Here is a 13,311-nt window from a genome sequence, read left to right as displayed (position 1 = left end):
GCACGATCAGGTCTCCCTCACCTACTGCGAGCACCAACTACTCGTTATAACCGGCAATATGTTGAGCATGCTCCTCATTCATGGTCGATTCGCTGATGCGCTCGCCACCGGAGATGATCTCCGTCTTCGCAGGATCGACGACTGCAGGGTCGAGAATCACGCCGTCAATGCGCGGGGCCACAATGCGGCCAGAAACAGGGTTCTTCACCGAATCAATCGAACTGGTAATCTCAGCGTCAATATCCGAGCACAACTCGAAAGCCAAATCGGTACGCAGAAGCTTCGTATTGCGGATCATCAAACCCTTGATGTAGCACAAGCCCTGATCGGAAACGACGACGCAATTTTCCAACGTGAGATTCGTCGAATTCCAACCCAAGTACTCGCCAGAAATGAAGGAATCGCGCACAGTAACGTTCGTCGAATTCCAGAAGGCATCCTTGGCCACGATGCGAGAGTTCGTGATGAGAATGTCGCTGGCACCGTCGAAAGCGTAATCACCGATGAGGTCGAGGTGGTCGGCGATGATCTTCCTCGAATTCATACCAAAGTAGGTGCCTTGCGCTTCAACACGCTCGAGGTGTACATCCTCGCAATTCCAGAAGGTTTCCGTCGCATTGGCGAAGTGGACGTTGGTGAGGAAGATTCCCGAGCTGCGGCGGAAGAGCTTTCCTGCCTGCAGCGCGCAATCCTTCATGCTGAAGTTCTTCACATACCACATGCCAGCGTGCGCCACAGTTTCGAGCACAGTGTTCTCCACTGCAACCGTGTCGGCGTACCAGAAGGGGTACTTCCACTTGAAAACGCAGTTGTCGACGGAAACGTGACGGGCTTCTTTGAGAGGCGATTCGCCTTCGCCGAATACACAGTCACTCACTTGAGCGTCATGCAAGCCGTAGAGCGGGCGTTCGCCGGAGAAGTACTCGCCTCGGATTGCCTGAGTTGCCTGCTGCTCGGCGCCTGATTCGACAACTTCCTTGGCGTGGGGGCCTGTCCACTCGCACATTTCCTGAACTGGCTGACATGACAATTCGCCCATAGTGGCCATATTTTCGTTCATATCGTCTCCTGCACAACGGCATTGCCAAGTTCCAAGCTAATGGCGACTCTCGCAGTCGGCACGGCTTGGTTTATTCACTGTTCTCTAGTCTAGGGTCGTCACTCCACTTTCTGAGATTGGCAGTGTCGCTTTGCGCGTATCGAGAAACTTTCCACCCCTGTTTCCCCCTAAAATAAAGGACATGACGACTTCTGAGACTCGCGAAAATATGACCACTTCCACTGCACCTGCGCCAGTATCTGCGCACGTGCCCACCTCTACTCCTCACGCTCAGCAAACCGCACAAACGGCCGGCGAGGGCATGCATATCGTTGCGGTTGACCGTTTCTACCCTGCTGACCGTCAGATGATGGAAGCAAGCATCCCAGCTGCTCGTTTTACCTGGCTTGCGCCCAAGAGTGAGCATTTGCCTGCTGATGCAACGGCTGTGGTGGGAAACTTCCCTGTTGCTGCCGTACAAGAGCTCTTCACTGCGCAATCCCACGCTTCCGCCCCTCGTTTGCAGCTCATTCAGCTTCTCTCCGCAGGCTACTACAAGTACATGAATCTCGCCCTGCCTCAGGGCGTGGTGATTACCAACGCTTCTGGCGCCTACGACCAAGCCGTTTCTGAGCATGCTTTCGCTCAGCTTCTCGCCCTGATGAAAAACCTCGATCAGTATGCTGATTTGCAGCGTAAGCATCGCTGGCAGTCTGCCGGTGAAGTGCGTTCGTTGGTCGGCGCAACCGTCGTGGTATTGGGTTATGGCCATATTGGTGAGGCTTTTGCCCGCTTGTGCACGGCAATGGGAGCGAAAGTTTTCGGTTTCCGTCGCAACCCTGCTCACTCGGCGAACTCTGCTGCTGTCGCTCAGGTTGTAGCCATGGACTCTCTGGCCGAGTACCTGCCTTCTGCTGATGTTGTGATGAGTTTCTTGCCGTCTAACCCTCAAACAGTCGGCTTCTTCGATGAAAGCTTCTTTAGCGCGATGAAGCAGGGCAGTTATTTTGTGAACGCTGGACGCGGAGATGCGGTAGATTCTGCAGCTTTGCAAGCTTCTTTGCGTGCAGGTCACCTCGCTGGTGCCGCGCTCGATGTGACGAACCCTGAGCCTTTGCCCGCAGATTCAACGCTCTGGGACACTCCTCGCTTGATCATCAGCCCTCATGTTGCAGGCGGCTGGCACTTGCCGCAGTCGGTGGTGAACTTGCGCAACTTGACGATGACGAATCTGACGCATCTGGCCCTAGGCGAGCCGGTGGAAAATGTGGTTCTCCCCTCTTCTCGCGCCTAGCATTTCTCAAGATTGTCACCGCACCCAATCAGGAATTACCTCAGATTGCCACTGCAACGAATCAGAAGCTATCTGTGATTACCACTGCACTCAATCCGAAATATTGCGTCCTCGTTGCTGCAGCAATTGCGACCGATACAAAAGGGGTGGCATGCACATTTGTGCATGCCACCCCTTCCTCACACACTGTGCCCGCTTACGTAAAACATGCGATGAAGCACGGTGATAATCTCAAGCCATCAATTCAGCCTTCTCGACGCGTGAGATTCATGCGTTCAATTGCTTCAAAAGCTGCTGCTGGCAAGAGAGCGTGAGCTGCCAACATCATGCGAGCCCCACGAGCCACGACGAAACGACGAGGCGGGTTCTTGCGCGTCATCATCGAAACGATGCGGCCACCCACCTGCTCAGGAGTGGAAATCGGAGCATTCTCGTAGAAGTCAAGCATTGTTGCTGCAACGCGGCGAGCAGTCTGCTCATAAGCAGTGCCTTTGCTCACCTCCATCAAGCTATCAGTGGCGATACTGGCCCACGGAGTTGCCACTGCGCCAGGCTCGACCACGGTAACGGCAATACCGTAAGGCTTGACCTCGGAACGCAAAGTAGCGCTTAAAGCTTCCACAGCCCACTTCGAGGCGTGGTACCAGCCGCCGAAATAGCCAGGCAAGCGACCAGCCACCGAAGAGATCATGACGATATGGCCGTGACGATTCTCGCGCATATGAGGAAGAACGGTACGAGTCATATTGGCCAGGCCGAAGACGTTAGTGTCAAACTGGCGCTTAGCTTCCTTACTGCTTACCGTTTCAATAGCGCCGAAGACGGCGAAGCCAGCGTTGTTGACGAGAACATCGATGCGGCCAGTGTGCTCGACGATGTAGTCGACGACCTTCTTGCACTCGTCTTCGTCAGTGACGTCAAGGTGAACCTCGTGGAAGCCACCCTTGCCAACAGTAGTCGCCGAGTCCTCAGAAAGTTCAGCAAAATGGCGGGCAGCACCGTAAACGATGAAGCCTTTCTCGCTCAGCTGCTTGGCAACCTGGAATCCGATGCCTGAGCTTGCGCCGGAGACAAGAGCAACAGGTGCTGAAGCAAGTGTTGAAGTTGCGGGCTTTTCACTAACTTGTGCGTCAGTCATAGCTCTACCTCTCTTGCACCACTACTGTAATCAGAGAACTACTGAACTGAAGTTTGTGGTGCTAATCCTCTGGATAATGTCAGTGCAACGCGATGGGAAGCTTTCTCAATGTCGAAACTCTGATCGGAGAGAATGACGTTAGGAAGGACATATCCCATCCATGCTCCAAATACAAATCTACAGATAACAGCTTCTGGCCAATCGATCAGTTCACCCCGGGCTTGATAAAGGTGAATCACCTTTGCCAGTGCCGCAGCTAAAGAAGTAACAAAACGCTCGCGGGCAAGATCAAAGGCATCGGTACGGCGAATTCCATCTCGCAAGAAAACGCGCAATATCTCACGATTATCAGAAACGAAGAGGAAACGATCATACGTGATCTGGTACAAGAACTCGTTGAAATCAGGCACGCTCTCCATGTTCTTTGCGCGGTCCAAAACGCTTTCAAAAGCGTTAGACGGCAGGAAACGGTCAGTGAAGGGTACTGCTAGTGCCGTGAGGAGGTCCTTCTTCGTGCGGAAGTGCTTGTACACAGTTCCTTCAGAAACGCCAGCAAGGCGTGCGATATCTGAGGTGGTGGTGTCAGAATAGCCCTTGGTAGAGAACAGAACCAAGCAGGCCTTCAGTACTCGCTTCTGCCTCTGCGGCAAGTCGGATGCGAGTATATATTCGTCAAAGACGGAAATACGTTGTGGAGAAGTCTCAGCTTCCATGTCGTATCCCTTCTGGTGCTCGGCTCATGCAGTACAGTGATGGACGCATGGCGCTCATCCCGTGCACTGCCCAGACTCTCGGTTTTCCTACCTTCTATAGTAGTTCAAAATTTCCCACAAACCTGTAAACCTAAACTCTTTATCAAAAATACATAGTAAGCCGCATGGAAGGAGCTTCCTTTAGAATCGAGCAAGACTACGTGATGCACTTTTCGCAGCACGAGGAAAGGACGAACATGAGCGAAATCGAACACGTCAACCCGCTCTCGGCGAGAAGCCGCGACATGCTGCGCGACGCCCTCCTTTCCTTGCTGCACGATCAAACCTATAAATCAATTTCTATTACCGACATCTGCCGTCGCGCCACTCTTTCGCGCCAAGCCTTCTACAACAACTACTCCTCCAAGTCGGAGTTGCTGCACGATTGCATTGACGAGTGGATGATCCGGCCTTTAGAAGGCCTCGCCCTCGAGCAAAATGTGCATGTACCTACCCTCATGCTCACTTATGCGAATGTTTTCCTGGCTCACCGAGAATTCATCGCCGCTCTGACTGCTAATGGTTTAGTCTCTGTCCTGAGAAAAGAGATGACCGGGTTGGTACGCGCAACCTTCGGCCCCCACTTGCCTGCTGGTACGGATTCTCGCTACTCGATTATCTATTTGGCTTCCGGCTTGACGGATGCGCTGTGCCGCTGGGCATTGAGCGAAAACCCTATTCCCGAGCGCATGGCGTTGACGATGGCCGTCTGGCTTACCCCGCTACTTCCCAAAGCAAACCCTGCTAACCGCGAGTAGCTCCAACCCCACAAACGGTAAGTCACGCCAAACCAGACAACAACTAAACTTCCGACTCCTGTCAGCGCCAGGTCGCCCCAATCCCATTCTTGGTGGCGCTTCTCCAGGTTGGCGCGCAACGCTGGGTAACTCGCCGTTTCCCTCGCCTCACGCTCTCTCAAGAGGAGTTTGAGATCAGCGAATACCTCATTCAGTGGCTCACCATTTACGTCGTTGTTTACCCAATACTTTTCGACTCGCTGAAATCTCTCGGCGCTCTTTTGCCTCAGATCACCAATTGGCAAGCCTCATTGAGGTGCTCCTCTCCCCGAGCAACATCAACGCAGTGATCCAGCCTCTGCTCATCGCAACCTGGGTGGCTATCGTTTTGGAAAAGCTTTCGGCTCGGCACTCCCAGATTGTCACTGCTGCTGATCCCTCTGCTTCGCCCACACCTGCAGATGACGATAAATCCCAGCAGCCACAGAGCGAAGAGAGCTGTGCGGTTCGGTGAACACACTGCATAGCAACAAAGAAAACATTGCAAACGCAAAGAAGGCGACCACCACGCAGATGATCGCCTTCTTCACAGTGAAAACTCACTCCCATTCGATGGTTGCCGGTGGCTTCGAAGTGACATCGTAAACCACGCGGTTAATTCCACGGCATTCGTTGGTAATGCGGTTGGAGATGGCAGTCAGCACATCATAAGGCATGTGGAACCAATCGGCCGTCATAGCATCCGAAGATTCGATTGGACGGATCACAATCGGGTTTCCATAGGTACGCTCATCGCCCTGAACACCCACAGAGTGGACGTTAGCCAAGAGAACAACTGGGCACTGCCAGATCTTGCGATCCAAACCAGCCTTCGTCATCTCTTCACGAGCGATAGCATCAGCGCGGCGCAACAGGTTCAAACGATCCTGAGTAACTTCGCCCACAATACGAATTGCCAAGCCTGGACCTGGGAATGGCTGACGCCACACCATGTAGTCCGGCAGCCCCAGATGAGTGCCAATCTGGCGAACTTCATCCTTAAACAGGGAGCGCAGTGGCTCGATGAGCTTGAACTCCAAGTTTTCTGGCAGGCCGCCGACGTTGTGGTGGGACTTGATCACGGCAGTGCCGGAGCCACCACCCGACTCGACGACGTCTGGGTAGAGAGTGCCCTGAACCAGCCACTTGACCTTCGCGCCCTTCTCACCGACCTCAGCAACGATCTGTGATGCAGCCTTTTCGAAGGTCTTAATAAAGAGGTCACCGATGATCTTGCGCTTGGCCTCTGGCTCGGTCACACCCTTGAGGGCAGAAACGAACTCTTCGGAAGCATCAACAGTCTTGAGCTTGATGCCGGTAGCTTGCACGAAGTCGTGCTGAACCTGCTCAACTTCGCCTTCACGAAGCAAGCCATGGTTGACGAACACGCAGGTGAGCTGGTCGCCCACAGCCTTGTGCACCAAAGTGGCGGCAACAGCAGAGTCAACACCACCTGACAGGCCGCAGATCACCTGGTCATCGCCGACTTCTTCGCGAATCTTTTCGATCTGCTCTTCCATCAAGCCCTTCGGGCTCCAGTTATCCTCGATGCCTGCTTCGTTGTGCAGGAAGTTCTCGATGATGTTCTGACCCAGAGGAGTGTGCTTGACTTCGCAATGCCACTGAATGCCGTAAAGCTTGCGCTGAGGGTCAGCCATTGCGGCCACAGGAGCGGATGGAGAGGTTGCCAAGGTCACAAAGCCTTCTGGAGCCTTGTTAATCTGAACGCCATGGCTCATCCACACCGTCTGTTCGGCAGGAGAACCGTTCAGAATGTAGGAGGAATTGTCCACCTCGACGGAGGTCTTGCCATATTCACCCATGGCAGCCTTGTCGACGTCACCGCCCAGCTCTTCTGCCATCAACTGGCAGCCGTAGCAGATACCTAAAATAGGAACGCCTGCATCGAAGATCTTGGGATCAATATGCGGTGCATCAGGTTCATACACTGACGCGGGACCACCAGAAAAGATAATTGCCAGTGGCTTCTTAGCCAGCATCTCATCCACGGGCATGGTATGAGCAACCAGCTCAGAATAGACATGAGCCTCACGCACTCGACGTGCAATGAGCTCCGCGTACTGGGCGCCATAATCGACGACCAGAACCGGACGTCTCTCCATGAGTCCTCTCCTTCGTATAACTCAAGTTTTCCTCTCATCTTGGCAAACTGGCTTGACAGAAGCGCCAGACTTTCACACCGTCTTTGGCCGCGGGCTAAAGAGCCTTGTGGGCGTGGCAAAGTCTGGCACTCCAAATATGATCAAAGAGATTGGGACATATGCCGAAGGCGGCCTTGTACGCCGCGCTTGGCTACAGAAGTCCTAAGAGTAAAACAGATCGCACAAGAGTGCAGGAGAACAAATGACGAATCCTGTTATTGGCACCCCTTGGAAGAAGCTCGGTCGTCCGGTTTCCGAGGAAGCGCTCGAGGGTGTGGACAAGTACTGGCGCGCTGCCAACTACCTGTCCATCGGCCAGATCTATCTGCGCAGCAACCCGCTGATGAAGGCGCCATTCACCCGTGACGACGTCAAGTACCGTCTGGTTGGCCACTGGGGCACCACCCCAGGCCTGAACTTCCTGATCGGCCACATCAACCGTTTGATTGCTGACCACCAGCAGAACACCGTGATCATCATGGGCCCAGGCCACGGTGGCCCAGCAGGTACCGCTCAGTCCTACTTGGACGGTACCTACACTGAGTACTACCCAGAAATCACCCATGACGAGGCTGGCTTGCAGAAGTTCTTCCGCCAGTTCTCTTATCCAGGTGGTATTCCATCCCACTTCGCACCAGAGACCCCAGGCTCCATCCACGAGGGTGGCGAGTTGGGTTATGCCCTCTCCCACGCTTACGGTGCCGTTATGAACAACCCAAGCCTGTTCGTCCCAGCCATCGTCGGTGATGGCGAGGCCGAAACTGGCCCATTGGCTACCGGCTGGCAGTCCAACAAGCTCGTCAACCCACGCACCGATGGTATCGTTCTGCCAATCTTGCACCTCAACGGTTACAAGATCGCAAACCCAACCATCCTTGCTCGTATTTCTGACGAAGAGCTCCACGACTTCTTCCACGGCATGGGTTACGAACCATATGAGTTCGTTGCTGGCTTCGACGATGAGGACCACATGTCCATCCACCGTCGTTTCGCAGACCTGTTCGAGTCCATCTTCGATGAGATTTGCGACATCAAGGCTGCTGCCAACACCAACGATATGGAGCGCCCATTCTACCCGATGATCATCTTCCGCACTCCAAAGGGTTGGACGTGCCCGAAGTTCATCGATGGCAACAAGACTGAGGGCTCTTGGCGCGCTCACCAGGTACCGCTGGCTTCCGCTCGCGATACCGAAGAGCACTTCCAGGTTCTCAAGCACTGGCTCGAGTCCTACAAGCCAGAAGAGCTGTTCGACGAGAACGGCGCTGTGCGTCCAGAAGTGACCGCCTTCATGCCTAAGGGCGAACTGCGTATCGGCCAGAACCCGAACGCAAACGGCGGCCGCATCTTGAAGCCACTGAACCTTCCAAAGCTCGACGACTACAAGGTCGAAGGCGTTGAGAAGTATGGCCACGGTTGGGGCCAGACCGAAGCTACTCGCCGTCTCGGCGACTATGCTCGCGACATCATCAAGCTCAACCCAGATTCCTTCCGTATCTTCGGACCAGATGAGACCGCTTCTAACCGCTTGCAGGCTGCCTATGAGGTCACCAACAAGCAGTGGGATGCCGGCTACCTCTCCGAGATGACCGACGCTCACATGGCTGTCACCGGTCAGGTCACCGAGCAGCTCTCCGAGCACCAGATGGAAGGCTTCGTCGAAGGTTACGTCCTCACCGGCCGTCACGCACTGTGGAGCTCTTATGAGTCCTTCGTGCACGTCATCGACTCCATGCTCAACCAGCATGCAAAGTGGCTCGAGGCAACCGTTCGTCACATCCCGTGGCGTAAGCCAATCGCTTCTGTGAACCTGCTCGTCTCCTCTCACGTGTGGCGTCAGGATCACAACGGCTTCTCGCACCAGGATCCAGGTGTCATCGACATCCTGCTCAACAAGAACTTCCACAACGATCACGTTGTTGGCATCTACCTGCCAGCCGACGGCAACTCCTTGCTCGCCGTGTCTGAGAAGGCCTTCAAGTCCACCAACATGATCAACGCCATTGTTTCTGGTAAGCAGCCAGCTCCAACGTGGCTCTCCCTCGACGAAGCTCGCGAAGAGCTCAAGAAGGGTGCTGCTGAGTGGGAGTGGGCTTCCAATGCCAAGAGCAACGACGAAGTTCAGGTTGTCTTGGCTTCCGCTGGTGACGTTCCAACTCAGGAGATCATGGCAACTGCCGACAAGCTCAACAAGCTTGGCGTGAAGTTCAAGGTTGTCAACGTGATGGATCTGCTCAGCATCCAGAACGCTTCTGAGAACGATCAGGCCCTCTCCGACGAAGAGTTCACTCAGCTCTTCACCGCTGACAAGCCAGTTCTGTTTGCTTACCACGCATATGCTCGTGAGATTCGCTCCCTCATCTGGGATCGTCCAAACCACGACAACTTCAACGTCCATGGTTACGAGGAGGAAGGTTCTACCACCACTCCTTACGACATGGTTCGCGTCAACGAGATGGATCGTTACGAGCTGACCGCAGAGGCTCTGCGTATGGTCGACGCCGACAAGTTCGCCGACGAGATCAACAAGCTCGAGAAGTTCCGTGAGGAAGCCTTCCAGTTCGCTGTCGACAACGGCTACGATCATCCTGATTACACCGACTGGGTGTGGCCAGGCGTTCGTACCGACCTCGAGGGTGGCAACGTTGCAGCTGCCATCAACACTGCCGGCGATAACGAGAAGTGATCTTCTCACACGCATTGTGTGAACTGATCTGAGCAAAAGCCCGTGCCCTTGTGGTGCGGGCTTTTTGCGTACCTGCAAATACAAGTGATAATCTCACACGCCCTTCACGAGTTGACACCAGCCTTCAGGCATAATAGGAAGCGAGGAGGCGCCTATGCCAACGACTAACACTGGAGAAACAATGATGAGCTCTCCTGACCATGCACAACTCGCAGCACCACAAGCGGAAGGCAATCCGCAAGCCACCGCTCCCCTTCCCCCACAGGAAAACGGCACAACACCTCGTCGACCCGTCGTATCCGTGTTCTCACCCGACTACTCTGCAGGCCGCTTAACAGTTACTATTGGCCTGTTGCACACGCTTTCGCAAGCCTACGCGCAAACGACTGTTTTCCAGCCCATCAGCACGAATTCTTCTGCCGCCAACATGACGATCGCCTTGCGAGCAGCCCAGCGCTTCTCGCACCCTTTGGCGCCCGCTGGCCATGCTCCTGTTGACATCAATAGCGACCGCGACCAGCATATCGGTTTGGACACGTCCTCTACCCCATCGTTTTCGCGCACTGAGCTGGACATCGTCACTCGTTTCCACACCAACCCTCAGATTGCCAGTGCGGACGCGGTGGTGTGTATGAGTTCTGATAATCCGGTGATTGCCGACCCCTACCTGCTGCACGACAACGCTGCCTTGGCCGCCGACTTGCAAGCCAGCGTTGTGGTCGTGATCAACGGTGAAAACCTTTCTGCGTGCGCGATTGCTCAGAGCTTGCGCTCCTCCATTAGCTTTGTGGAAGAGGCGGGCAATAAGGTGATTGGCGCGTTCGTGTGCCCCGGTAACCCGGAGCTCAGGCAAGACGTGCTGATCAACCTCGTCGATTACGAGCTGCCCGTGTGGTTTGTGGAGAATGTAGATACTGAAGAATCGGCTGATTTCCACGACGCTGATTCAGCCCACATCGCTCACCTCGACGCGATTATCGACCAGCATCTCGCCGCCTTCCAAAAGGCCGTCGAACCACTGCAACTTCTGCCGCTGATCGTGCGTGACCGCCCGCGCGTACTCACTCCGGCAAACTTCCAGTATCGACTCATGCACCAGGCAGCGCAGCAGAAGAAGACCATCATTTTGCCAGAAGGCGATGATGACCGTATTTTGCGCGCAGCCGACTACCTGCTCGAGTTCAACGCTTTCCATGCTGTCATCGTGGGCGACGCTTCGCAGATCACTCGCCATGCCGAAGCTCTGGGTCTGACTCATGTGGCCTCTCAGGCGACGATTCAATCGATGAATGACGAGGAGCTGATCTCTCGCATGGTCCCGCAGCTGGTACGCATTCGCGCCAAGCATGGGATGACCGAGGACCAAGCGCGTGAGGCCCTCAAAGACCCGAGCACTTTTGGCACGATGTACGTTCAGCTGGGCCTTGCTGATGGCATGGTTTCTGGTGCGCGCCACTCGACGGCCAACACTGTTCGCCCGGCGCTCCAGATTATCAAGACGCGCCCCGGCATCAAGCTCGCTTCCGGCGTGATGGTAATGTGCTTGGGCCGTCGAGTTGACATCTACGCTGACGTCGCGCTGCTGCCGAACCCGACTGCTTCACAGTTAGCTGAAATTGCAGGTGAGTCAGCACGCACTGCCCGCCAGTTTGGCCTCGACCCTTACATTGGCATGCTTTCCTACTCAACCGTCGACTCTGGTAAAGGCCCCGATGTCGACTTGGTCAAGGAAGCCACCCAGATTGCCAAAGAGGCTTTCCCCAAGGAAAAGATAACCGGACCGATCCAATTCGACGCCGCATGGGATGCCACCGTCGCAGCGCTGAAAGCTCCGGGTGATAGTGTCGCCGGCCATGTGAACACCTTTGTGATGCCCAGCCTTTCTGCCTCAAATATTGGTATTAAAGCCATTCAGCGCGTAGGAGAAGGCGTGGCAATTGGCCCTATTTTGCAAGGGTTGAATAAGCCAGTCAACGATCTTTCCCGAGGCGCAACGACGAGGGATATTATCAACACGATCGCGCTGACATGCGTGCAAGCGCAAGCCCCGCAGAACGTGTAGCCTCAAGCGCGCGCTCGATGAGGCGCAGTGATAATCTTCCTGGCAATTGTGAAAGAAAGTAAACCCCGGCGGGTAATCTCGAAGAGGCCAAGTGAAACGAATACCGTCCGCGTATTCGAGACACCCAGAAATTTGGAGGATATCGCATGGCAAAAACCGTTCTTGTCATCAACGCTGGCTCCAGCTCGATTAAGTACCAGTTGATCGACTTGGAAACCGCTGATTCTATTGCTTCCGGTCTTGTGGAAGCTATCGGCGAGCCTGTTGGAGGCCACTACCGCCACGAGTACAAGGGCGAGAAGCACGACCTGAACGAAACCGTTCCAGACCATCGCACTGGTCTGAAGAAGGTTCTTGACTTCTTTGATGAATATGGTCCAAACCTGCAAGAAGCCGGCATTATCGCTGTCGGCCACCGCGTGGTGCAGGGTGGTTGGATCTTCCCGAAGCCAGCTCTGACCACGAAGAAGGTCATCCAGCAGATCAAGGATCTCGCTGTTCTGGCTCCACTGCACAACGGCCCAGAGGCCACCGGAATCGAAGTGATGAAGGAACTGCTGCCTTCCGTCCCACAGATCGCCGTGTTCGACAGCTCCTTCTTCTTCGCACTCCCACCAGAGGCAAAGACCTATGCCCTGAACAAGGACGTTGCAGAGCGTTATCACATTCAGCGTTACGGCGCTCACGGCACCTCTCACGAGTATGTCGGCTCCGTTGTCCCATCCCTGTTGGGAAAGCCAGCTGAAGGCTTCAAGCAGATCGTTCTGCACATTGGTAACGGAGCTTCTGCTTCCGCTCAGGTTTCTGGCAGCCCAGTCGAGACCTCCATGGGCCTCACCCCACTCGAGGGCTTGGTTATGGGCGGCCGCACTGGCGACATCGACCCCGCTGTCGTGTTCCACCTGATCCGCAACGCTCACATGGATGTTGAAGAGCTCGACGACCTGTTCAACCACAAGTCAGGTATGACCGGCATGACCGGTTACGGCGACTTGCGCGAAGTGGACCGCCTCTACGAAGAGGGCAACGCTGACGCCAAGCTCGCTCTGGATGTCTACGTCCACCGCATCGTCAGCTACATCGGCGCTTACTGGGCTCAGCTCGGTGGCCTCGACGCCATCACCTTCACCGCTGGCGTTGGTGAGAACGACTCCCTCGTGCGCAAGATGGTTGCTGAGAAGCTCGCTGCCTTCGGCGTCAAGCTCGACAACGAGAAGAACGAGACTCGCTCCAAGGAAAACCGCGTCATCTCCACTCCAGATTCTTCTGTCGCTGTGTGCGTGGTTCCAACCAACGAAGAGCTTGCTATTGCTCGTAAGGCTGAGAAGATCGTTGCCGATGGTCATGACGACTATAACACCGGTCTCGATGAGGACTGATCACGCTCACTGATTAATCCACT

10 protein-coding genes are annotated in these 13,311 nt (G+C 54.9%); 6 read left to right on the top strand and 4 right to left on the bottom strand.

Features of this window, described 5'->3' with window-relative positions; all coding sequences use genetic code 11:
* Positions 1 to 37 precede the first annotated feature (37 nt).
* Complete coding sequence (locus tag AEAE_RS02265; protein ID WP_211277520.1) at positions 38 to 1,060, bottom strand: DUF3737 family protein; 1,023 nt, start codon at positions 1,058 to 1,060, stop codon at positions 38 to 40.
* Between the two features lie 181 nt (positions 1,061 to 1,241).
* Between AEAE_RS02265 and AEAE_RS02260 the strand changes: the two genes are divergently transcribed.
* Complete coding sequence (locus AEAE_RS02260) at positions 1,242 to 2,333, top strand: D-2-hydroxyacid dehydrogenase (RefSeq protein WP_094689532.1); 1,092 nt, start codon at positions 1,242 to 1,244, stop codon at positions 2,331 to 2,333.
* 244 nt (positions 2,334 to 2,577) lie between these two features.
* On the opposite strand, the gene AEAE_RS02255 is transcribed toward AEAE_RS02260, so the two are convergent.
* On the bottom strand, positions 2,578 to 3,471 hold the full coding sequence (locus AEAE_RS02255) for an oxidoreductase (RefSeq protein WP_094689531.1): 894 nt from the start codon (positions 3,469 to 3,471) through the stop codon (positions 2,578 to 2,580).
* A 38-nt stretch (positions 3,472 to 3,509) separates the two neighbouring features.
* Positions 3,510 to 4,184, bottom strand: a complete 675-nt coding sequence (locus tag AEAE_RS02250; protein ID WP_094689530.1) for a TetR/AcrR family transcriptional regulator — start codon at positions 4,182 to 4,184, stop codon at positions 3,510 to 3,512.
* A gap of 236 nt (positions 4,185 to 4,420) precedes the next feature.
* Here AEAE_RS02250 and AEAE_RS02245 point away from each other — a divergent pair, with 236 nt between their 5' ends.
* Entirely contained in the window at positions 4,421 to 4,981 is a 561-nt protein-coding gene (locus tag AEAE_RS02245; protein WP_158520470.1) for a TetR/AcrR family transcriptional regulator, read from the top strand.
* A gap of 277 nt (positions 4,982 to 5,258) precedes the next feature.
* Positions 5,259 to 5,474, top strand: coding sequence for a hypothetical protein (locus AEAE_RS02240; protein ID WP_148139942.1), 216 nt, complete (start codon positions 5,259 to 5,261; stop codon positions 5,472 to 5,474).
* Between the two features lie 85 nt (positions 5,475 to 5,559).
* Here the strand turns inward: AEAE_RS02240 and guaA are convergent, their stop codons facing one another.
* Positions 5,560 to 7,122, bottom strand: coding sequence for a glutamine-hydrolyzing GMP synthase (gene guaA, locus AEAE_RS02235; RefSeq protein WP_094689527.1), 1,563 nt, complete (start codon positions 7,120 to 7,122; stop codon positions 5,560 to 5,562).
* A gap of 241 nt (positions 7,123 to 7,363) precedes the next feature.
* Between guaA and AEAE_RS02230 the strand changes: the two genes are divergently transcribed.
* The 3 genes from AEAE_RS02230 to AEAE_RS02220 all read left to right on the top strand — a co-directional run bounded on the left by AEAE_RS02230 (position 7,364) and on the right by AEAE_RS02220 (position 13,288).
* Positions 7,364 to 9,847, top strand: coding sequence for a phosphoketolase (locus tag AEAE_RS02230; RefSeq protein WP_094689526.1), 2,484 nt, complete (start codon positions 7,364 to 7,366; stop codon positions 9,845 to 9,847).
* A gap of 154 nt (positions 9,848 to 10,001) precedes the next feature.
* Positions 10,002 to 11,909: a phosphate acetyltransferase gene (gene pta, locus AEAE_RS02225; RefSeq protein ID WP_094689525.1), complete on the top strand. Its 1,908-nt coding sequence runs from the start codon at positions 10,002 to 10,004 to the stop codon at positions 11,907 to 11,909.
* 146 nt (positions 11,910 to 12,055) lie between these two features.
* Positions 12,056 to 13,288 (top strand): acetate/propionate family kinase, encoded by a 1,233-nt coding sequence (locus tag AEAE_RS02220; RefSeq protein WP_094689524.1) that lies wholly within the window; start codon positions 12,056 to 12,058, stop codon positions 13,286 to 13,288.
* The last annotated feature ends 23 nt before the right edge of the window (positions 13,289 to 13,311 follow it).

This window comes from Aeriscardovia aeriphila (genome assembly GCF_002259595.1).
Classification (GTDB): Bacteria; Actinomycetota; Actinomycetes; order Actinomycetales; family Bifidobacteriaceae; genus Aeriscardovia; species Aeriscardovia aeriphila.
This window is presented reverse-complemented; position numbering and strand designations above follow the sequence as displayed.

Coding starts and splice junctions, on each gene's coding strand:
- AEAE_RS02265 (WP_211277520.1), bottom strand. CDS start 1,060: ATGAACGAAAATATGGCCACTATGGGCGAATTGTCATGTCAGCCAGTT.
- AEAE_RS02260 (WP_094689532.1), top strand. CDS start 1,242: ATGACGACTTCTGAGACTCGCGAAAATATGACCACTTCCACTGCACCT.
- AEAE_RS02255 (WP_094689531.1), bottom strand. CDS start 3,471: ATGACTGACGCACAAGTTAGTGAAAAGCCCGCAACTTCAACACTTGCT.
- AEAE_RS02250 (WP_094689530.1), bottom strand. CDS start 4,184: ATGGAAGCTGAGACTTCTCCACAACGTATTTCCGTCTTTGACGAATAT.
- AEAE_RS02245 (WP_158520470.1), top strand. CDS start 4,421: ATGAGCGAAATCGAACACGTCAACCCGCTCTCGGCGAGAAGCCGCGAC.
- guaA (WP_094689527.1), bottom strand. CDS start 7,122: ATGGAGAGACGTCCGGTTCTGGTCGTCGATTATGGCGCCCAGTACGCG.
- AEAE_RS02230 (WP_094689526.1), top strand. CDS start 7,364: ATGACGAATCCTGTTATTGGCACCCCTTGGAAGAAGCTCGGTCGTCCG.
- pta (WP_094689525.1), top strand. CDS start 10,002: ATGCCAACGACTAACACTGGAGAAACAATGATGAGCTCTCCTGACCAT.
- AEAE_RS02220 (WP_094689524.1), top strand. CDS start 12,056: ATGGCAAAAACCGTTCTTGTCATCAACGCTGGCTCCAGCTCGATTAAG.